The organism is Rhizobium grahamii CCGE 502 (assembly GCF_000298315.2).
In the GTDB taxonomy this organism is placed as follows: Bacteria; Pseudomonadota; Alphaproteobacteria; order Rhizobiales; family Rhizobiaceae; genus Rhizobium; species Rhizobium grahamii.
This window is the reverse complement of the sequence record NZ_AEYE02000002.1, coordinates 44,121-64,062: the sequence shown is the minus strand read 5'-3', so window position 1 is coordinate 64,062 and position 19,942 is coordinate 44,121. Positions and strand designations below refer to the sequence as shown.

Sequence of the window (19,942 nt, the reverse complement as noted above, 5' to 3'; positions counted from 1 at the left end):
GGACGAAGGTCACATTCGACAGTTCGGGCGGGAGAGGGCGCCCGGACGGTCATTGCCAAGCACAAATCGCCCAAGGAAATCGGCGAGAGTATTGATGTCAGTCATGTCTCGTTCCTTTCGTTGGCGTTGCGCTTGCTTGAGGCCCCGTTGGTGGGACCCGGCGATGACTGCGCTATAATCTATCTATTCTGTAGACTATATCTCGCAGTCTGTCAGAAACATATTCCGAAACGTGTCAAAAAATCGACCATTCGGAAAATTTCATTCCATCATACTCGAATTGACTGCAAGAACCCTATCAAGTCTTTGTGCAATTCGCGTGACAGCCTGACGCTCTCTTTCGATCACGGAGCAGACATAGGAAGCATCACTGATTCCGGCAATGGGCCTTTGGTTAAAAAACCGTAAGCCTTGAAATGACCGAAATGGTTAACGAGGCGACCGCCATCTACCAGCCTTCCGAAAGTACCTTTTCCAGCATGTCGACGAAGAAATCGGCGCTTTCTGGCGTCAGGCAAAGCGGTGGTTTGATCTTCAACACGTTCAGGTGATCGCCGGTCGGCTGCATCAGGACGCCGAGATCGAGGAGCCGATCGCAGATCGCCGCGGTCTCTTCCGTCGCCGGCTCCAGCGTCGTTCTGTCGCGAACCAGTTCCAGTCCAAGATAGAGCCCCATGCCATGCACGGCGCCAACGAGCGGATAGGTTTCGATCAGCGCCACAAGGCGACCCTTGAGGTAATCGCCGACGTCACGTGCGTTCTGCTGCAGCTTTTCGTCGGCCATGATATCCAGCACGGTCATGCCTGCGACGCAACTGACCGGACTGCCGCCAGCCGACGAGAAGAAATAGCCTTCCTTCTCCAGCGCACCGGCGATGGCCCTGGTGGTGATGACGGCACCGAGCGGATGCCCGTCCCCCATGCCCTTGGCAATGGTGATGATGTCGGGCACGACACCCTGCTGCTCAAAGCCCCAGAAATGGTGGCCAAGCCGTCCATACCCCACCTGTACTTCGTCGGCGATGCAGACGCCGCCGCGAGCTCGAACCTGCCCGTAAACCGCGGAGAGGTAACCGTCCGGCAGCGATATGCCCCCAGCATTTCCATAGACCGGCTCGGCGATGAAGCCCGCCAATCCCTCGCCCTTGGTGTCGATGCCCTCGAGGGCCTCAATGACCGCTTCCAAATACCCGGTGGCTGATTCAGAACCGCGGAACATACCCCGATAAGTATTTGGCGACAGAACGGCATGGACCCAGTCGGGCCGCGTCGTCAGGGCCTGCGGATTATCGGCGATCGACGTGGATACGGCGTCGCTTGCAACCGACCAGCCGTGATAGGCCTCGAGCAGGCTCAGCACATGCCTGGATCCGGTATGCGCCCAAGCCAGTCGGAGCGCCAGATCGTTGGCCTCCGATCCACTGTTGACGAGAAAGACTGCGTCCAACCCTTCGGGGGCAAGAGAAGCCAGGCGCTCGGAAAATTCCGCAATGGCGGCATAGTGGAAGCGCGAATTGGTGTTCAGCCGCAACCATTGTTCGCTGATCGCCTCGGCCAGGCGCGGGTGGCCGTGACCAAGAATCGTGACGTTGTTGAGCATGTCGAGGTAGGCTCGCCCCTCGACATCGAACATATGCTCGTTCCACCCGCGCTCCATTTGCGGTGGCGCCTCATAGTAGTGCTTCTGCGGCTTGGCGAGATGAGCTTGGCGGAGAGCGAGTAATTCCGTGGACGCCGGCTTCGGCGCATCGACGCCGGTTCCGAGAAGTGCTGCCGGCGACGGGCATAATTCGGACCAGGCAGCCGCCTCCCGAGGAGCGCAAAACAGCGGCGGCTCGGCGCCCACGAGAGTGGAGAGCTGTACCCGCAGCCCGCCGAGAGATCCGCTTTCGCCGGAGATCGCACCGAGGGGCTGCCCTGGTTCCACGTCCGCCTCATCTTCAATCGAGGGCTCTATACCGTCGAGATGAAGGCTGATGCCCTCGCCTGCCAGAACGAAATGGTGGTTTTTCCAGCTGACCTTCCCGGCGAAGGGGGCGGCAACCGTGGTACCGCCAGCAAGGCAAATGTCGGAATGCAATGTGTGAGTCGCCGGCGACGTGGCGCTGTGAAGCTTGGAACGCGACAACCGGTACTCGCCATAGCGCGTTGCCGACGTCCCGGTCTCGGCGGCAGCGCGGGCAAGCAGGCGCCAATCCATGTCGGCTTGCGACCAGTTGCCCACGGCGAAATGCGGGCTCGAAACGCCGAGATCGACGAAGGAAATTGTCGCCGGATCGATATCAGGAAGGAGTGGACGCCAGCCCTCCGTCGACAGCACGGCCGTACCCATACCAACCGCCTTCAGGACGGCAATCTCCATCAGTTCGTAGGGAACGGAGACCGCCGTATCGAAAATGCGGCGCTCCAACTCGAGATTGCCGCGAACATAGTCGTTCTCCGGGTCGATCGAGATCTGCTGCTCGCCGCTGGCGACGAGAATGACCGCGCGGGCGACGACCAGCGGCCAGAGCGCGCGAAGCTCCTCCTCGGTCAGCGGATAGACCTCGTGATATGCCTTCACCGCCGGAAGAACGTAGAGCGGGTCGCCATCCGCCTGATGCAGCAGCGAGGCACAGGTCACGGCCAGATCCCCGATCAGCCAGCCGCGGATGATATCACCGAAATCGATGACACCGTCGGGTACCAGCCGCCCCCGGCTGTCGCGATGGCTGACGACATTGTCGCCTGTCACATCATGGTGCACGGCCTGCAACCGCAAAGACGGCGCCAACGGCTGGATTCGCCGCACGGCCGATACCATTGTCTTGGCGATGCGATCGCGCGCGGCGCTGTCGGTGATCGCCGATAGCAGCTGGACGGCGACGGGACCCGCACGGCGCAGATCCCATTGCAGGCTGCGATCGAGGCCTGGATGCGTGAAATCGGCGAGCGATTGCGCCAGACGGGCGCAAAGCGCCCCAAGTGCCGCAACCGACTCCTTCGGTAAGTGCTTGCGATGCGTCAGCCCCTCGCCCTCGAGATACTCCAACAGCCGAACCTGATAGGTCTGGTCGCGGACGGTAACTGCGACGATGTCCTGTCCATCGGTCGAGGGGATTACATGCGGAACGCGCGGCGCCCCCTCTTTCGAACTGATGTGATGGATGGCCGCATTCTGGGCTTCGAGCTCCAGGGTCTCGTAGGTGACGTGGCAAATCTTCAGGACATAGCGCCGCTCGCCGGTATCCAGGCAATAATTGCGATCCTGCTGGCTGCCGAGTTCGGTGAGTGTTCCCGATAGGCCATATCGCGACTGAAGAAGGTCGCCGGCTTCCGCGGCGGTCACGTCTGGGCGTGGCAACGTCGCGCGATAGGCAAGCGTCTCGTCAGTCATGGCATCCCCCGCGGCATGATTCGATTTTGCAGACTAAGCAGATAATCGAATCCTTGCCACCGGCAAGCGAGGAGATCGCCGTCGTCGACGGCGAATCCCTCGTGGCTGTCAGCCCATGCGCTCGGAGGCGTAACTGCCCGGGCTTGCAGGGAATACGATGGTGCGGTTGCCGTTCAGGAAGACGCGACGATGGATATGGGCATGAATAGCGCGGGCCAGCACCTGGCTCTCGACGTCGCGGCCGATGGAGACGTAGTCGTCGGCACTCTGAGCGTGGGTGATGCGGGCCGTATCCTGCTCGATGATCGGACCTTCGTCGAGGTCGGCAGTGACATAATGCGCCGTGGCGCCAATCAGCTTCACGCCACGCTCATAGGCCTGCTTGTAGGGGTTGGCACCCTTGAAGCTCGGCAGGAACGAGTGATGGATGTTGATGATCCTGCCGGACATCTTGCGGCACATGGCATCGGAAAGAACCTGCATGTAGCGGGCGAGCACGATCAGTTCGGTGCCGGTCTGATCGACGAGATCAAGGAGCTGAGCCTCCGCCTGTGGCTTGTTTTCCTTCGTCACCTTGATGTGGTGGAAGGGGATATCGTGGTTCACCACGACCTTCTGATAGTCGAAATGATTGGAGACCACGCCGACGATCTCAATCGGTAGCGCGCCGATCTTCCAGCGGTAGAGCAGGTCGTTCAAACAGTGGCCGAAGCGCGACACCATCAGGAGCACCTTCATACGGCTGTCGCCGTCATGGATTTCCGTCTCCATGTCGAATTTCTCGGCGACAGGCTTGAACCCCTCCTTGAGCGCCGCAAGCCCGACCCCTTCTTCGGAAATAAAGCTGACGCGGGTGAAGAATTTTCCGGTATCGAGGTCGTCGAACTGCGACGAGTCGATAATGTTGCAACCCTGATCCGCCAGGTAGTTGGCGATAGCCGCCACGATCCCGCGCGTCGACTTGCACGTCACCGTCAATACATAGCTCGTCATCTGTTCCGTCCTTCTCGCGGCGCCTATCGGCGGCCTGCTTAGATCAAAGCAAAAGTCACGGATAGAGTACCGCGCCTTCATTCATGCAACTATCTGCATGAGAGACTGTCAGAAGCTTGCAGGCTCTTTCGTGTCTCCCCGTCGCGACCAACTTACGGCAGACAGCACGAAATTCCGTTCCGCTTGCGCCGTCAAGACGCGTATCCCCGCCGTGGCAGCGCTACGGCCGAACGGGGTCACGTTTTCGAGATGACGGGCGGCAGAATGAGCCCCTCGCTTGATGCACGCGGTGTCCGCGCCTACATCGATGAAGGAAATGAATCTGGATCCGGCAAGATGTGGTTCGCGAGAGCGTTGTTGATCGCCTTGGCAGTCGGCGCAACCTTGGCGCCGGGCTCGAGCTTTGCTGCAGATTGGCGGCGCGCCGGTGAGGCTCCCGTCCAATCGGACTATCCCTTTGCAAACCTGCCCGGCGTCAAGGCCCAACCGGACCCGAAGGACGAGGAACAATACAATTGCCGGACGGAAACGCGTCCGCTCCGTCGTTCCTATAACAAGATTTTCCGGACCGGCGGCCTGCCTACCCTGGTCTATGTCTGCGATCGCGACGGCGTCGAAAGCGTCGGCACGCAGGTGCCGCTGCGCGGACACTACCAGCCGGTCCGGTGAGCCTATCGCGCGTTGTTGCCAAAATGGCGCGCTATCAGGTGGTCAATCGAAATCCGCCCCGGTCCACCGGCAATGATCACTAGGAAGCATACCGCCCAGGTGCCATGCGTCGGCCAGGCATCCGGATAGACGAACAATTCGATCACCAATGTCATGCCGAGCAGGGCAAGGGCGGAAAGCCGACTTGCCAGTCCGATCACCAGCAAGAACGGAAAGAAGTGTTCCGCAAAGGCTGCCAGATGGGCGGCGATCCAGGGGTCGACGAACGGCAGCTTGTATTCGGTCTCGAACAGATAGACCGCGTTGTCGGTCACGTGCCAGCCATCCAACTTCGTCTGGCCGGACTGCCAGAACACGGCGCCGATCGACAGACGAGAAATCAGGGCGATCAAGTCATGCGGAATTCGATCGAGCAGCCGCAATGCTCCATAGAGCCTGTGCTGCGGCGTAAGCCCTCGGGGCATCGTCATGTCATTGTGCATGGTGCGTCTCCAGACATCAATCGCGAACGGAACGGAATGCGCCGGCTCTCAGGGCGCACGCGAGATTGGCGGAAAGGTCGAAGGTCGGAGCCTCGGCGACGGCAGTCCCGACCGCGCCGGAAAGCGGCATGCCGGTTGACAGCGCCTCCAAAAATACGGCGCCACCGGGCAGCAGGCGGTGAACCTCAACGCTCATATGAGCGCGGGTGATCATGGCGTCTTCGTCCCGCCAATCGACAATTGGCGCGAGCTCGATCTCGCCAACGTTCATCGCCCAGATCGTCACGATGGGATGGGCCGACCGCAGAACCGACATGGCCGGATGCCGCTCGAAGACGAGGCCTGCTAGCTTCTCCGGAGCGGTCTTGGCAAGGACGGCCAGATCCAGTGGCGCAGCGTCGGCAGCGTGATAGGCGCGACTGCGCGCGCGTTCGAGGCGAATGACATCCGGCAGATAGGCGAGGTCTTTTGCCGGTTCGAACGACGCCACGAACTCCGGGAAGTCATCCCCATAAGACAATAACAGCGGCGAAGTCGGCGGGTGGTGGCGAATGAATTCCGATACCATCGCCGCAAAGAAATCTTCGCCAACGATCTTTTCCGCAATCGGAAAGCGCGAAGCCAGCACCCCGGTCAATCCAACCGTCATGTTGTTGCGATAGACGTTGAACCGCCTCTCGGGCGGCGCAGCGTTCCACGCTGCCAGACCAGACGGGATCTCTGCCTCGCGGATGATCAAGGCATGCGCGAAATTTGCCTGTGTTGGGAGGGACATCGCTCACCCCCTATGCGGCTTGGGCATCGGCGGCGCGGCGCAAGATGGCGTCGGCAGCCTCGGCCTCGGCCTGCAGCACGGGCCAATCGGGAACGTCGTTGTCCCATTCCACAAGGCTTGCGATCGGCCCTGTTCGGGCAATGAGTTCCTCGTAAAGCGCCCAGACAGGATCCTTGACCGGCGTATCGTGCGAATCGATCAGTAGCGGCGCGCCGAGATCGTCAATCGTTTCCGAATGGCCGCTCAAATGGATTTCGCGCACATGATTGATCGGGAAGCGGGCCAGATAGTTGCGAGGATCCATGTGGTGGTTGGTGGACGCAACGAAGACGTTGTTGACATCGAGGAGCAGGCCACAGCCGGTACGGCGCACGATTTCACTCAAGAACGCCGTCTCCTCGATCGTGCTCTCCTCGAACAAGAGGTAGGTCGCGGGGTTTTCGAGCAGCATCTGCCGTTTCAGCATGCTCTGCACTTCGTCGATGTGCTCGACAACGCGCGCCAGCGTCGCTTCGGTGTAGGGCAACGGTAACAGGTCGTTCAGAAATACGCTGTCATGCGTCGACCAGGCGAGATGTTCGGAGAAGCTCTCGGGCTCATAGCGGTCGCAGACAACCTTCAGTCGTGCGAGATGCTCCCGGTCGAGCGGCTGCATCGATCCGATCGACAGGCCGACGCCATGGACCGACAGGGCGTAATCTTCCCTCAATCGACTCAACTGCGCGTGCGGTGGACCGCCCGCTCCCATGTAATTCTCGGCATGCACTTCGAAAAAGCCGATCGGCTGGCCGGTGGCGTTGATGTTTGCGAAATGCTCCGGCTTGAAGCCAACACCTGCGCGGCGTGGCAGTTCGGACGGTTTCATGGCTGATCTCCAACGTCGGGGACAGCGACACGATCGTCGTGCCGCTGCCGGTAACTGCTCGACCAATCAGGCCGGAGCCGGGCCTTGCATCAGCGAGCCGTGGCCGTTCGGCGTCTTCATCGAAACGCAGGTGCCCGCCGGAACGAGTTTCCAGGAGTTTTGCTGATAGTCGACCTTGGATGTGCCGGCGCATGTCGTGCCAGGCCCGGCAGCGCAGTCGTTTTGTCCCTTGAGAGCGATGCCATAGCACTTCTCTTTCGAGGTATCGGCCGCAGAAACCTGCACGGTGCCCAGCAGGGACAAAGCAGTCGCCACGGAAGCGGCAAAGACGGTTGCTGAAGCGTTGGACATGATGATCTCCGGTCCTTGAAACTACTGATGTCGGTAGGCAATCAGGCCGGCATCAACGAGCCGTGACCCTTCGGCGTCTTCATCGAGGTGCAGGTGCCGGTGGGGACGAGCTTGAAGGAAGCCTTGTCGTAGCTCACGGTCGACTTGCCGGCACAATCATGCTTGCCGGCGGCGCAGTCGTTCTGGCCTTTCATTGCGACGCCGTAGCATTTTTCCTTGGCATCGGCGGCAGAGGCCGCCGGCGCCGCGATCGTTGCAAGCGCGGAAGCAAGCGAGCCCGCGAGAGCCAGGGTAGCGATGCTGTTTTTCATGGTTCCGTCTCCGTTTAAAGGACAAGCCGTGATTGGCTTGCACTGGGGTCTACGGAAGCATCCGGTGAGTTGTTACAGCAGTGGTCGTGATTTTTTGTGCGGCCCCATCTTGCCGCGTCCTCGATTGCGAGAGAAAACGCTTGCGCAGCAAAGCCTTCCGGCCGGATCGAAAAATCGGCTCCAATGTCGGTAACAAAAACGTGTGGCGGTCCGTAGAGGATAATGCGGATGAGGTATTCGACGCGTGAAGAGGAATGGGCAGGGTGGATGCGTGGCGCTCTCAAAGGCGACACACAGGCCTATCACCGCTTTCTCGCCGCCGTCACGCCGCATCTACGCGCCATGGCCCGCAGGCGGTGTGATCAGCTGGGCGCCCCGGCGAGTGAGGCCGAAGACGTGGTCCAGGAGGTGCTGCTTGCGGTCCACCTGAAGCGCAGCTCCTGGGATCCGTCGCGCCCGATCGGCCCCTGGCTGTCGGCCATCGTGCGCAACAAGCTGATCGACAGCCTCCGCCGGCGCGGACGACATGTGAATGTGCCGGTGGAAGACGTGATAGAGACGCTGGAGGCCGAAGAGCAGGCGGATGCGATGGATCGACTTGACGCCAGCCATCTGCTGGAACGGCTGCGCGATCCCCAGCGCGACATCGTCCGTTCGATTTCGCTGGAAGGTGCCGGTGTGCGTGAAACAGCCGAAAGGCTTAAAATGAGTGAAGGGGCCGTGCGCGTCGCACTTCATCGCGCGTTGAAGTCTTTGGCGGCCCTCTATCGGAGTGAAACACGTGAAGACGAATGACCTGATCAACCTGTTGGCCGAAGACGCAGCGGTCCGTGCCCGGCTAGGGCACATCCTCGCCCTGGCGCTTGTTGTCGGCGTCGTCGTCTCAGGTGCCATTCTGCTGACAACGATCGGTATCCGTCACGACATGTGGAGTATCTTCGAGACCGCGCGCGTGCTCTTCAAGATCGGTTTCACCGTCGTGCTTGCGGTGACAGCGTGCATGGTCGTGTTCCGCATCGGGCGTCCTGGGGTTTCCGTCAGGGCAAGCGTCGCAGCGCTGTTTCTGCCGCTTGCCCTGCTGATCGTCGCAGTGGTCACGGAGATGCGCGTGATCCCATCGGATGCATGGGAAGCAAACCTGATCGGCAACAATGCTCCCTTCTGCCTGATGTTCATTCCGCTGCTGTCGCTCGCGCCTTTGGTAGGTTTCATGCTGGCCTTGAGGAACGGCGCACCGCAGCGCCCATCATTGGCGGGAGGCGCTGCCGGTCTTGCGGCGGGCGGGATTGCAGCGGCGCTCTACGCCTGGCATTGCCCCGACGACAGTCCGCTTTTCGTGGCCACCTGGTACACGATCGCGATCGCAGCCGTGACTGCCATCGGCAGCCTGATCGGGCGTCGTTATCTGCGCTGGTAATGTGTTTTCGGAGAAGAAACGGGAAGCCGTGGATATCGGCTTTCCCATTGCATTTCTTAGGGAATGGTGCCCAGAAGAGGACTCGAACCTCCACACCCTTTCGGGTACCAGCACCTGAAGCTGGCGCGTCTACCAATTCCGCCATCTGGGCGACGGAGAGCCATGTACGGGGGTGGCCTCTTGCTGTCAACAGCGTTTTTGAAGTTTTCCTGACAGGCAGCAAAAAAGTCGTTGATGTCGGTGTATGATGGCAGCGGCCCAATCTGAGGCAGCGCGATAGCGATCGGCGCAAGACGCCCTATATGGAAGCAAGAAAGGATGATCCGATGCCTGGCCTCCACAATCTCTACCTGATCGCGCTCTTCTCCCTGCTGCCCTGCGCCGCGCTTGCGATGCCGCTCACCGGATTATCGCCGCATGCCGACGAATCGGACGTGATCCGCGTGGGGTCGACCATGTGCGACGCGCGCGGCTGCTTTACCTTCGGCCCGGTGCAATCGTTCCGACCGTCCTATGTGCAGCCAAACTTCCGACCGCCGACGGCGGCTGGCCCGACATACTATCGACCGGGCGCACAGGGACGCGGGCCACTGTACTACAATCCGCCGCCACCTGTTCGTACGGTCCAGCCGAAGACCCAAGACAGGCAATTCCATGTGGATTGGTGCAGGACACAGTACCGAACCTACAATCCGAAGACCGATCGCTTCGTAACCTATGAAGGCTTCTACAAGACCTGCAATTCACCCTATGACTAGCGGCGGAACCGGTTTTCGATCCTGCCTCAGCTTTCCAGCGAGGCCCGGTCGACGTGGCCGAGATCGCGGCCGGGTTCAATGATGTCACGCACGCGCTGTTTTAACTCCTTAGGACCGGGAAAGCCGCCGTCACGCTTGCGCTCCCAGATCAAGTCGCCGTCGACACGTATCTCAAAATTGCCACCGGTGCCGGGAATCAGCGCCACCTCGCCAAGACTGTCGGCAAAGGTCTGGAGAAGCTCCTGCGCCATCCAGCCGGCGCGCAGTAGCCAGTTGCACTGGGTGCAATAGAGGATCGTCACGCGGGCTTTCTTGTCGCTCATGTCGGGGCTTCCTTTTGTTCATCCCGATTTAAGAACTGCGTGGGCGTGGCGCAATCCATATTGCAATCGCGAAGCGGCTGGTGTTCCTCTCGGTCTCGAAGGTCGTAGAGGAGATGCTGATGCGGGTCGCCGTCGTCGAGAACATGAAAAGCACGCCGCTTGGCTCGCTGGGCCTAGCGCTGGCGGAAGCCAATGCCGAAATCCAGCATTTCTACCCCTGGATCGACGGTACGTTGCCTGCCGATTGTGCCCATTATGATGCGCTGGTGGTGCTCGGTGGCGAACAGAACGCGATCGACGACGCGAACTACCCCTACCTGCCGGCGCTTGCGCAATTGATGCGCGAGTTTGCCGAGGCCGATAAAGCGGTGCTCGGCATCTGCCTTGGCGCACAGATCCTGGCGCGCGCCTACGGTGCCGAAAATCTGCTGAATGCCAGGCTGGAATTCGGCTGGCACACGGTCAGCAAGTCCGAGGAGGGCCGGATCGACCCGCTGCTTTCCGGGCTTGCAGAGGACTTCACAACGTTTCAGTGGCACAGCGACACCTTCACGCTACCGGCTAGCGCGACCCGTCTTGCCGTCAGCAGACTAGCGGAGAATCAGGTGTTTCGCGTGGGACGGGCGGCCTATGGCACGCAGTTCCATTTCGAGGCCAGCGCATCCGTCATCGACAGCTGGAAAGTCGAATTTGCGACTTCAATCGAACAGATGGAGCCAAGCTGGCATGAACGCTATGCGGCGCTTGCCGCCGCCCACGCGAGCGAATCCGATGCAAGCGGCCTTGCCATCGGGCGCAACTGGGTCAGCATGATCAGAGCACAGGTGCGGTCACAGCCCGAAGCCGTCGCCGGCAGGTAAGCCGGCGACTTATAGTGAACCTGTGGCGCTACTTGGCAGAACGAATCCAAACGAGCATTTCGCCGGGCGCGCGGTTGTCCCACAGATGATAGGGCACAAAGCGTGCCGTCCCCTTCCCGGTTGCCGGCGGCTTGGTCCGATAAAGTGTCGCACCCCAATCCGACTCATTCTTGGTCACCGGGACATCGAGGGCGACCGCACCACCAAGCTCGGCGATCTCCGCCGTGTTTGCCGAGAGATCCTCGCCAAGCCGGATGCCATTCAGGCCTGCCCCGTTGTCCGTTGCCTCGACGCAATAGACGAGCGGACCGCGCATCAGGGCAGCGCGCCCGGCGTCCTGGCGAACCAGCGGGTTTGCCCAAAGAGCGCGCGCTTCCAGCGGGATGTTCAAGTCGATCTTGTCGCCATTGCGCCACTCGCGTTCGATGCGGGCGTAACCATCAACGTCGACTGAGCCGAGTTCGATCGGCTCACCGTTGACGGCGAGCGTTGCGCCATTCGCCCATTCAGGGATGCGCAGCGAAACCGCGAAGCGGGCCGGCGTGCTTGTCTTGATGTCGAAATGAACTGCACCGTGCCAGGGGTAGCGGGTCTTCTGCGTCAGTTCGACATCCGAGCCGGCAATCTTGAACCGCGCCTTGCCTTCTCCGTAGAGATGGATGGCAATCTCGTCGTCGGCGACCCCATACATATAGGAACCGATCGAGGCGAGCAGGCGGGCGATGTTCGGCGGGCAGCAGGGGCAATGGTGCCAAATCCAGCGGTGGTGCTTGCCGGCGCTTTCCAGCGGGTTTTCGTAGAAGAACGTCTTGCCGTCGAGCGAGAGGCCGGCCATCGCACCGTTGTAGAGCGCCTGCTCCATGATATCGGCATAGCGACGGTTCGGGCCGCGGCCGAGCATGCGATTTGCCCAGAAGACCAGGCCGACGGAAGCGCAGGTCTCGGCATAGGCGCTTTCGTTCGGCAGATCATAATAGTCGGTGAAGCCTTCGTTGGCCGCCGCCGGGCCGATGCCGCCGGTGACATACATCTGCTTGGTGGTCAGGTCGTCCCAGAGGGTTTCGAGAGCGCCGGTCAGACTGTCATCGTTATACTCGGTCGCGATGTCGGCCATTCCAGAATAGAGGTACATGGCGCGAACGGCGTGGCCGACGACCTTATTCTGCTCGCGAACCGGCTCGTGCGCCTGGCCGTACTCATAGGTCTTCTGGTGAAAGTCGGCTGCGCTGCGGCCATCGCGGATCGCCTCGTCGGTGAAGAAGTGCGGCTCCGTTCCGCGCTCGTCGACGAAGAACTTGGCAAGGTCCAGGTACTTCTTCTCACCGGTCACCCGGGCAAGCTTGACCAGCGCCAGCTCGATCTCCTCGTGGCCGCAATAACCCGGCATCTTGCCTGGGCCGTGGCCGAAGACGGTAATCATGTAGTCGGCAAAGCGGCACATGATATCGAGCAGCTTGCGCTTGCCGGTGGCCTGGTAGTAGGCAACCGCGCCTTCCATCAGATGCCCGGCGCAATAAAGTTCATGATGGTCGCGCAGGTTGGTCCAGCGGCGGTTCGGCTGAATCCGCTGGAACCAGGCATTCACATAGCCATCCTTATCCTGCAGCTTCTCGTACATATCGACGATGGCATCGACGCGAGCTTCCAACGCAGGATTGCCGCGGCGATAGAGCGAATAGGCAACCGTCTCGATCGACTTGCCGAGGTCACTGTCCCAGAACATCTGCGTTGAGCCGCCCCAGGGCCCGATCGGGATGACAACGCCGGGGCTCGGCTTGGTAACGTCGATCGCCTGCAGCATGCCGGCTTCGACGCAGCGATCGAGCAGCGTTTCGGCGGTGCTATCGCAGATCGCATCCTGGCGCTCTCCGAACAGGCCATGCACATCGACATCAGGTACGGGAAGCGGACGAAACTGGCGATCTCTTTTCAACTTGTTCATGGCTTGATCCATCTTTCTTCGGAGGTCATTTCACAGCGCCGGCCATCAGCCCGCGCATGTAGTAGCGTTGCAGAAGCAGGAAAACGATGAGGCAAGGGATGGTCATGACGGCGACACCCGCCTGCACCGCGCCCCAGTTGATCGCGCCCAGACGGCCGGCGCGCACCGCCATCATCAGGACGGGCAGCGTGTACTTCTCGTTGCTGGAAAGCAGCACGAGCGCGGCCAGGAATTCGTTCCAGGCATTGAGAAAGGCGAAGATCGCCACGGTCGCGACACCCGGCAGGACAAGCGGCAGCAGCACGAGCACGAGCAGCTTCAGGTCATGGGCGCCGTCGATACGCGCTGCTTCCTCGATCTCCTTCGGCACCGCGTCGAAGGCGTTGCGCATCATGAACACCGAGAACGGCAGCTGCAGCGTCACGTAGACGAGCGTCAGGCCGAACAGCGAATTGTTGAGTCCGAGCTTGGCGAGGATGATGAAGAGCGGCGTCAGGATCGACTGGAACGGGATCATCAGCGTCGCGATGATCAGGATGAAGAAGACGTTCTTCATCGGGAAACGATAGCGCGAGAAGCCGTAGCCGGCGAGCAGGCTGATGACCACGGTCAGCACCACTGTCGCAACCGATACGATGAGCGAATTGAGGGTGTGCTGCCAGATGCCGGCACCGAAACTGTTCAGCGAGCGATAGGAATCGAAGCTGATACCGTTTGTCGGCCATGGCGGCAGCGGCGGCAACCGCGCCTCCGTGCCATGCCGGAGCGAGGCGAGCAGGGTGATAACAAACGGAGCGAGAAAGAAGATGGCGATGGCGATACCGGTGCCGTGATAGGCAGCCTGCCCACGGATGATACGGCTTCGCTTGCGACCAGTGACGAGGCTCATCAGCGCTCCTCCCCGACACGCAGCAGCCAAAGCTGCACAACACTGATGACGACGAGGATGGCCAGAAGCGCAATCGACAGGGCCGCACCGTACCCGAGATTGAAGGACACGAACGACTGGTTGAAAATGTAGTAGACGACGGAGATCATTCGGTTTTGCGGTCCACCCGAGGTCATGATGTAGAACTGATCGAAGGCGAGGATCGAGCCGGTCACAGAAATGATCAGCGCAAGCGCGATCGTGCGGCGCATCAGGGGCAGCGTCAGAAAGCGGAAGCGCTGCCACCAGTTGGCGCCATCAACGACGGCCGCCTCGGTCAGATCGGCCGGAATCGCCTGCAGCCCCGTCAGCAGGATGATCATTGTAAAGCCGGCTATCTTCCACACGACCATGACGCAGATCGTCAGGAACGCGCTGTCGAAGGTGGCAAGCAGATTGGGGCTCTTCTCGACCAGTCCGAGTGCCTTCAGGGCGGGTCCGATGAAACCGCTGTCGACGTTGGCGAGCCACACCCACAGCAGCGATGCCGACGCCAGGCCGACGACGACCGGCAGAAAGATGACGGTGCGATAGGTGCTGACGAGGGCACGCTGCCGTTCGACGAACAGGGCAAGCGGAAAGGCCACCGCGAATATCAGGATGGTCACGATGACCGTGTAATAGGCGGTGAAGTTCAGCGCCGCGACGAAGCGGCCGTCATTGAACATGCGGAAGTAGTTGTTGAAGCCGATCCAGCGCTGGGCCCCCATCAGCGGCCAGTTGTGAAGGCTCATCCAGGCGGTGAAGCCCACCGGCAGCACGAAGAACACCATCACCAAAAGCATCGCCGGAGCGATATAAAGGAGGCCCGCCCATTCCGGTCGTTGGGCACGTTTGCGCACGCATGCTGTCTGCTTTCGACCCGTCACGGTCATCGAAACACTCCGCATCATTCCTAGTAAAATCGGCCGGAGGACTGCCACCACCCTCCGGCCACGGCCTTTGGGAGATTACTGGCCGCTGTCGATGATGGACTGCATCTCCGACTGCGCATTCTTGAAAGCGCCGTCGACATCGTCACCGAAGATGGCAGCGTTGGTGAAGGTCGCCCACGGGCCGTTGGCGCTGTTGATCAGATCGTTGAACTGCAGCGTGTAGGGGGTCTTGGCGACCGAGATGGCCTTCAGGCCGACCTGCATCCGGGGATCGAGGCCCTCGAGCACCTTGTCGGCGATGTCACCACGGGTCGGCAGGCTGCCGTATTTCGCCATGATCTTCTGGCCGTCCATGGAGTAGATGTATTCGAGGAATTCCTTCACGGCGTCGATCTTCTTGGTGCCCTTGGTGATGACGAAGTTGTCGCCGCCAGCAAAGGAGGACGGCTTGCCGTCAACGCCCGGGATGAGCGTCACGCCGAAATTGATGTCGGGATGCTCGGTGACGAGCGTGCCGATCGCGAAGGCACCGAGGCTCTGCTGGCCGATCTTGCCGTTGGTGAAGGTCAGGAAGTTGGCACCATTGTCGCTGGCAGCACTTGCCGGGACAAGGTCCTTCTTAACCATGTCGCGATAGTAGTCGACCGCCTTGCGCATCTGCGGGGTATCGAGCGTCGCCGTCTTGCCGTCGGCCGACAGGATGTCGGCACCCGCACCCCAGGTGAGCGGCGTGAACGTGAAGATCATGCAGCCGCCGCAGCCGCCGCCGGAGAAATAGAAGCCGTAGGTGTCATCACCGAGCTTGCGGATCTTCTCGGCGTTGGCAGTGATTTCCTCCCAGGTCGCTGGCGCCTTTTCAGGATCAAGACCTGCCTTCTTGTAGAGGTCCTTGTTCCAAGCGAAAACCGAGGTCTCGACCGACAACGGCAAACCGTAGACGCGATCCTGATAGGTGCCGAGGCGGACGTGCGACGGCGATAGCGAATTGAAATAGGGCAGCTTCTTTGCCCAGTCCGTCAGGTCTTCCAACTGTCCGGCAGCAGCGAAGGCCGGGTTGTAGATGAGATCCATCGACAAGGCATCCGGCGCCTGCCCACCGGCGATGGCGGTCGCGTATTTCTGGACGAGTTCCGAGAACGGTACCTCAGTCGCAACGACCTGGTTCTCGTGGCTGGAATTGTAGGCCTCGACAACCTTCTTGAAGGACTCGCCGATACCGGAACGGACCCACATTTCAACTTTCTCGGCGGCCGACGCTCCGGACACCAGGCATAGGGTGGCAACGCTTGTCGCAGCCAACAGACGCTTAATCATGGCACTTCCTCCCAATTTGGCGCATCTCCTCCGCGCCGGTTCCTCATCTCCTGGGGTTTTGGGCCCCGCATGACTGCCGCACCACAAGCCGGCACGGCAATTTCCTGACACCCGGATCCACCGGGCGTCCCTCCGCCAGCGCCAGGACCGTCAACCCGGCCTGACGCCCCAGTTCCTTCAACTCCATATCGACGGAGGTGAGCGGCGGCCGTGTCTGGCCGGCGACGATCTCCCAATTGTCGAAACCAACCACGGAAACATCGTCCGGCACGCGTAAACCACGCTCGCGCAGCGCATCCACCACGCCACGGGCGATCTGATCGTTGCCGCAGAAGATCGCATCCGGCCTTTCGCTTTCCTTGTTCCAAATATCAGCGACAGCCTCGTGACCCCAGAGCTCGGCCCAGTGACCAAACATGACGAGGCCCTCGCCGCCAATGACATCGCGATAGGCATCCGCGCGCTCGCGAACCGAGAAGAAACTCTCCGGCCCGGTCACGTGAGCGATTCGACGACGGCCCATCTTCACAAGCCATTCCACCGCCAGTCGCGCGCCCTGCGCGTCGTCCGAGCGGAAGGTAACGCTTGTGGATGTCCCCTCGGTGAATGCGTAGACAACGGGGACAGGCAGGTCCGACAGATCGATCGGAAGCTGCCGATCCAATCGTTTTCCAGTGGCGATGATCCCATCCACTTGCTTTTCCAGCATGGCGTCGACATGGATCTGACCGAGCGCTGGATCGTCTTCGATCGCGCAGAGAAAAACCGATACTCCGTGATCGAGCAACGCCTCCGAAATGCCGGCCATGACAGGCAGCGTGAAGCGCCCATAGGTGTCGTTGGTCAACAGGCCGATCGTGAAGCTGCGTTTGCTCAGCAGGCCGCGGGCAAGCGCATTCGGACGGAACCCGACCTCGCCGGCGATGCGCTTCACCCGCTCCCGGGTTTCGGCGCTCATGCGGCCAGTTTCATTCAGCGCTTTCGAGGCGGTGGAGATACTAACACCAGCCGCCGCTGCGACGTCGTGAATGGTGATCCGGCCTCTTTTTCCGCCAGTGACGTTCACCGCGCCCCTCCCTATTTGACGTGAGAAAAGCTTTTCCCAAGGGCATCGTCAAGTGAGAAAAGGTTTTCTCAATCAAAAATCATACAATTGTCATGCGGCCACGAAGATGGTGGGTGACTAAAGAAAAATCGCGGCGGGGTCGGTACCCGCCGCGATCCAAAGCTTCGTCTCGATAAGGGAATAATCAGCCCTTGATCGTCGCCTTCCCTTCTTCCAGAAGGCGTGCCGCCGCTTCGGCGGGAGTCGTCCGCTCGAACGCGAGTTCATCGGCGATCGGACGGAAGACGCGCTGGTCGAACTGTGTCGAGCCGAGCGGTGCCGGTGCCGGATATTCGCCGACCTGATCTTTCAGCAGGTTGATATACTTCACGGTCGCCTGCTCGGTCGGATTGAGGATGGGGAGAATCGCCTCGCGCACGACCGGCGACATGGGCACGCCGCGCTCGACGCCAAGGATCTTGCCAGCCTCCACGTCGTTGACGAAGAAGTCGATGAACTTGGCCGCGGCCTCGCCGTTCTTGGTGCTCCCGCCGACACTCCAGATCAATGCCGGGCGATAGTAATGGCCGGAGGGTCCACCCTTCTTTTCTCGCGGCAGCAGCGTGATCGCGAGCTTGTTCTTGGAAAGAAGCTGGTAGCCGACGAGCTGGTTGGAATAGGCCATCCCCATTGCCGATTTTCCGAGCGCGAGTGCGTTCGTGTCGATGGTGTTCTGGTCAAGCGTCTGGATATCGGCAGCGACGGTGCCGCCTTTCTTGCGCAGATCTTCCCAGAACGTGTACCACGCCGTCGCATCGTCCACATTGAAGCCGAGCTTGCCGTCGGCATAGAGGCTCTTGCCGCGCTGGCGCAGCCAGGCATCGAAGACGTAGGTGTAGCGCGCACCGTAGGGGCCGCCCCAGTAGTTGTCCTTGCCGCCAGCCTTCGTCAGTTCGACCGCAAGCTTGGCATACTCTTCCCACGTAAGGTCCGCAGTCGGCACTGGGATGCCCGCTTTCTCGAAGGCAGTCTGGTCAAAGAACAGCGCGAAGGAGTTGAGGCCAAGACCGACGCCGTAAAGCTTTCCGTCCACAGTCGTCAGCTTCAGCATGTCCTTGCCGAACGAATCGACCTTCAATGTCGAGGGTACGAATTCATCCAGTGCCAGGCAGGCACCGCGCTTGGAGTAGTCCGAGATCGTTCCCGGTTCGAGTTGGAACACGTCAGCAATGGCGCGACCGGCCATCTGTGTGGACAGCTTGGTCCAGTAGCCATCGCCACTCAGGGATTCACCGACGATCGACACGCCGGGATTCTTGCTCTCGTAGAGCTTCGTGACATCGAGCGTGCGTTTGGCACGATCGTTCGATCCCCACCACATCGCGCGAAGCTTCGAATCTTCCGCAAAAGCCGGGATCGAGCCTCCTGCGCCGCAGGCCAGACCGGCAGCAACACCGGCCGAACCCATCAGAAATGAACGGCGATTGACCTGCATCTTTCATCCTCCTCTTTCATCGCCCCGCCGTCCTCCAACGGCTTAGTGGGCTTATGCGGCGTAGATTACGCAAAAAAATACTCAATGCAACAAATTATCTTTTTCTTGCAAATTTGCATTATTTGCATAATCTCCTCAATATGAACGAGATGAAGACCAAAAGACTGAGACAAGCCGACATTGCCGCGATGGCGGGAGTATCCGTATCCACGGTGTCCCGCGTGCTCGCCAACGAGCCTGGGATCAGCGAAAGCGTGCGCCAGCATATTCTCAAGGTGGCGGCCGAGAACGGTTACTCGGCCCGCACGACGAGCGGTCCGCTGCGCGGCACTCTCGCCTTGATAGCCAGCGATGGGGTAACAGGCGGGCTGAGCGTCTTCTACGAAGGGATCGTTGAAGGGTTGCGCGCCGGCGCCCTCGATGCCGGTCTTCCCTTCGAGGTGCGGCTCATCCGCGAGAACAGGGCTGCGCCAGACGTGGTCCATGAGTATATGCAGACGGCCGGTGCCGGCGGGCTGTTCCTCGTCGGAATCGATCCAAGCGCCGAGTTGCGCGCCTGGTTCGAGGACGCTGCGATCCCGACGGTGCTGGTCAACGGCACCGATCCACGGCTCAAGATCGACGGCGTTTCGCCCTCGAACTTTTTCGGTGCCTATGAAGCGACGACCCGCCTGCTGAATGCCGGCCATCGCCGGATCCTACATTTGACGGGATCGCACCGAAACACGATTCGCGAGCGAGTGCGCGGCTTCAAAGCTGCGATTTCAGAGGTGGAGGGTGCGGAAGGACGCCTTGTGTCGATGACCTTCCATGGCAGCGCAACCCGCGAAGCGCACGAACTGACGTCCGCCGTGCTCGCGGAGAACGCCGGTTTCACTGCCGCCTTCTGCATGAACGATTTCATCGCCGTCGGCGTTCTCGAAGCCGCAACCGAGGCCGGAATGCGGGTGCCGGAGGATTTCGCCATCGTCGGCTTCGACGATCTTCCCTGCGCGCTGATGACCAACCCGCCGCTATCGACCATGCGCGTCGACCGCGTGGCGCTTGGCAGGGAGGCGGTCAGCCTCATTGTTGCGCGCTTCAAGGACCGCAATGCCCCTGCCCGCCAGATTTGCCATGCCGTCGTGCCGATTGGCGGCGGCACCGTTCCGAAACCCTGAAAT

General features: G+C 60.7%; 20 protein-coding genes and 1 tRNA gene. 6 read left to right on the top strand and 15 right to left on the bottom strand.

The window, feature by feature from the left end:
• Positions 1-448: 448 nt before the first annotated feature.
• Both RGCCGE502_RS00915 and purU read right to left on the bottom strand, forming a co-directional pair.
• Positions 449-3,376, bottom strand: coding sequence for an aminotransferase (locus tag RGCCGE502_RS00915; protein ID WP_016552280.1), 2,928 nt, complete (start codon positions 3,374-3,376; stop codon positions 449-451).
• Positions 3,377-3,484: 108 nt separating this feature from the next.
• Positions 3,485-4,369 (bottom strand): formyltetrahydrofolate deformylase, encoded by an 885-nt coding sequence (purU, locus tag RGCCGE502_RS00910; RefSeq protein ID WP_016552279.1) that lies wholly within the window; start codon positions 4,367-4,369, stop codon positions 3,485-3,487.
• Positions 4,370-4,705: 336 nt separating this feature from the next.
• Here purU and RGCCGE502_RS00905 point away from each other — a divergent pair, with 336 nt between their 5' ends.
• Positions 4,706-5,038, top strand: coding sequence for a hypothetical protein (locus RGCCGE502_RS00905; RefSeq protein WP_040673861.1), 333 nt, complete (start codon positions 4,706-4,708; stop codon positions 5,036-5,038).
• 2 nt (positions 5,039-5,040) lie between these two features.
• Here the strand turns inward: RGCCGE502_RS00905 and RGCCGE502_RS00900 are convergent, their stop codons facing one another.
• The 5 genes from RGCCGE502_RS00900 to RGCCGE502_RS00880 all read right to left on the bottom strand — a co-directional run bounded on the left by RGCCGE502_RS00900 (position 5,041) and on the right by RGCCGE502_RS00880 (position 7,822).
• Entirely contained in the window at positions 5,041-5,520 is a 480-nt protein-coding gene (locus RGCCGE502_RS00900; protein WP_016552277.1) for a DoxX family protein, read from the bottom strand.
• 16 nt (positions 5,521-5,536) lie between these two features.
• A complete protein-coding gene (locus RGCCGE502_RS00895) occupies positions 5,537-6,295 on the bottom strand; it encodes an HvfC/BufC N-terminal domain-containing protein (RefSeq protein ID WP_016552276.1) in 759 nt (252 codons plus the stop codon).
• A gap of 10 nt (positions 6,296-6,305) precedes the next feature.
• Positions 6,306-7,160: an MNIO family bufferin maturase gene (gene bufB / locus RGCCGE502_RS00890; protein ID WP_016552275.1), complete on the bottom strand. Its 855-nt coding sequence runs from the start codon at positions 7,158-7,160 to the stop codon at positions 6,306-6,308.
• A 66-nt stretch (positions 7,161-7,226) separates the two neighbouring features.
• Positions 7,227-7,511, bottom strand: coding sequence for a BufA1 family periplasmic bufferin-type metallophore (locus RGCCGE502_RS00885; RefSeq protein ID WP_016552274.1), 285 nt, complete (start codon positions 7,509-7,511; stop codon positions 7,227-7,229).
• Between the two features lie 41 nt (positions 7,512-7,552).
• Positions 7,553-7,822 (bottom strand): BufA1 family periplasmic bufferin-type metallophore, encoded by a 270-nt coding sequence (locus tag RGCCGE502_RS00880; protein ID WP_016552273.1) that lies wholly within the window; start codon positions 7,820-7,822, stop codon positions 7,553-7,555.
• 228 nt (positions 7,823-8,050) lie between these two features.
• Between RGCCGE502_RS00880 and RGCCGE502_RS00875 the strand changes: the two genes are divergently transcribed.
• Together RGCCGE502_RS00875 and RGCCGE502_RS00870 are read left to right on the top strand one after the other, a co-directional pair.
• Positions 8,051-8,617, top strand: a complete 567-nt coding sequence (locus RGCCGE502_RS00875; protein WP_016552272.1) for a sigma-70 family RNA polymerase sigma factor — start codon at positions 8,051-8,053, stop codon at positions 8,615-8,617.
• Positions 8,604-9,239 (top strand): NrsF family protein, encoded by a 636-nt coding sequence (locus RGCCGE502_RS00870; protein WP_016552271.1) that lies wholly within the window; start codon positions 8,604-8,606, stop codon positions 9,237-9,239. The genes RGCCGE502_RS00875 and RGCCGE502_RS00870 overlap by 14 nt, the downstream gene beginning before the upstream one ends.
• Before the next feature lie 64 nt (positions 9,240-9,303).
• Here the strand turns inward: RGCCGE502_RS00870 and RGCCGE502_RS00865 are convergent.
• A tRNA-Leu gene (locus RGCCGE502_RS00865) sits at positions 9,304-9,390 on the bottom strand.
• Positions 9,391-9,565: 175 nt separating this feature from the next.
• Between RGCCGE502_RS00865 and RGCCGE502_RS00860 the strand changes: the two genes are divergently transcribed.
• Positions 9,566-9,997 (top strand): BA14K family protein, encoded by a 432-nt coding sequence (locus RGCCGE502_RS00860; protein ID WP_040673859.1) that lies wholly within the window; start codon positions 9,566-9,568, stop codon positions 9,995-9,997.
• A gap of 26 nt (positions 9,998-10,023) precedes the next feature.
• Here the strand turns inward: RGCCGE502_RS00860 and RGCCGE502_RS00855 are convergent, their stop codons facing one another.
• Positions 10,024-10,320: an Rdx family protein gene (locus RGCCGE502_RS00855; protein WP_007529041.1), complete on the bottom strand. Its 297-nt coding sequence runs from the start codon at positions 10,318-10,320 to the stop codon at positions 10,024-10,026.
• Positions 10,321-10,439: 119 nt separating this feature from the next.
• On the opposite strand from RGCCGE502_RS00855, the gene RGCCGE502_RS00850 reads away from it, so the two are divergent.
• Positions 10,440-11,180, top strand: coding sequence for a type 1 glutamine amidotransferase (locus tag RGCCGE502_RS00850; RefSeq protein ID WP_016552269.1), 741 nt, complete (start codon positions 10,440-10,442; stop codon positions 11,178-11,180).
• A gap of 28 nt (positions 11,181-11,208) precedes the next feature.
• On the opposite strand, the gene RGCCGE502_RS00845 is transcribed toward RGCCGE502_RS00850, so the two are convergent.
• The 6 genes from RGCCGE502_RS00845 to RGCCGE502_RS00820 form a co-directional block, all read right to left on the bottom strand.
• A complete protein-coding gene (locus RGCCGE502_RS00845) occupies positions 11,209-13,122 on the bottom strand; it encodes a glycoside hydrolase family 127 protein (RefSeq protein ID WP_016552268.1) in 1,914 nt (637 codons plus the stop codon).
• 25 nt (positions 13,123-13,147) lie between these two features.
• Positions 13,148-14,011 carry a carbohydrate ABC transporter permease gene (locus tag RGCCGE502_RS00840; protein WP_016552267.1) on the bottom strand — a complete coding sequence of 288 codons (864 nt, stop codon included), beginning with the start codon at positions 14,009-14,011 and terminating at the stop codon, positions 13,148-13,150.
• The gene (locus tag RGCCGE502_RS00835; RefSeq protein ID WP_016552266.1) at positions 14,011-14,925 is read right to left on the bottom strand and encodes a carbohydrate ABC transporter permease; all 915 of its coding nucleotides are present in this window, start codon (positions 14,923-14,925) and stop codon (positions 14,011-14,013) included. The genes RGCCGE502_RS00840 and RGCCGE502_RS00835 overlap by 1 nt, the downstream gene beginning before the upstream one ends.
• Before the next feature lie 75 nt (positions 14,926-15,000).
• A complete protein-coding gene (locus RGCCGE502_RS00830; protein ID WP_016552265.1) occupies positions 15,001-16,239 on the bottom strand; it encodes an ABC transporter substrate-binding protein in 1,239 nt (412 codons plus the stop codon).
• Between the two features lie 43 nt (positions 16,240-16,282).
• The gene (locus RGCCGE502_RS00825; RefSeq protein WP_016552264.1) at positions 16,283-17,305 is read right to left on the bottom strand and encodes a LacI family DNA-binding transcriptional regulator; all 1,023 of its coding nucleotides are present in this window, start codon (positions 17,303-17,305) and stop codon (positions 16,283-16,285) included.
• A gap of 184 nt (positions 17,306-17,489) precedes the next feature.
• Complete coding sequence (locus RGCCGE502_RS00820) at positions 17,490-18,779, bottom strand: ABC transporter substrate-binding protein (protein WP_016552263.1); 1,290 nt, start codon at positions 18,777-18,779, stop codon at positions 17,490-17,492.
• A gap of 140 nt (positions 18,780-18,919) precedes the next feature.
• Here RGCCGE502_RS00820 and RGCCGE502_RS00815 point away from each other — a divergent pair, with 140 nt between their 5' ends.
• The gene (locus RGCCGE502_RS00815; protein WP_016552262.1) at positions 18,920-19,939 is read left to right on the top strand and encodes a LacI family DNA-binding transcriptional regulator; all 1,020 of its coding nucleotides are present in this window, start codon (positions 18,920-18,922) and stop codon (positions 19,937-19,939) included.
• Positions 19,940-19,942: the final 3 nt, after the last annotated feature.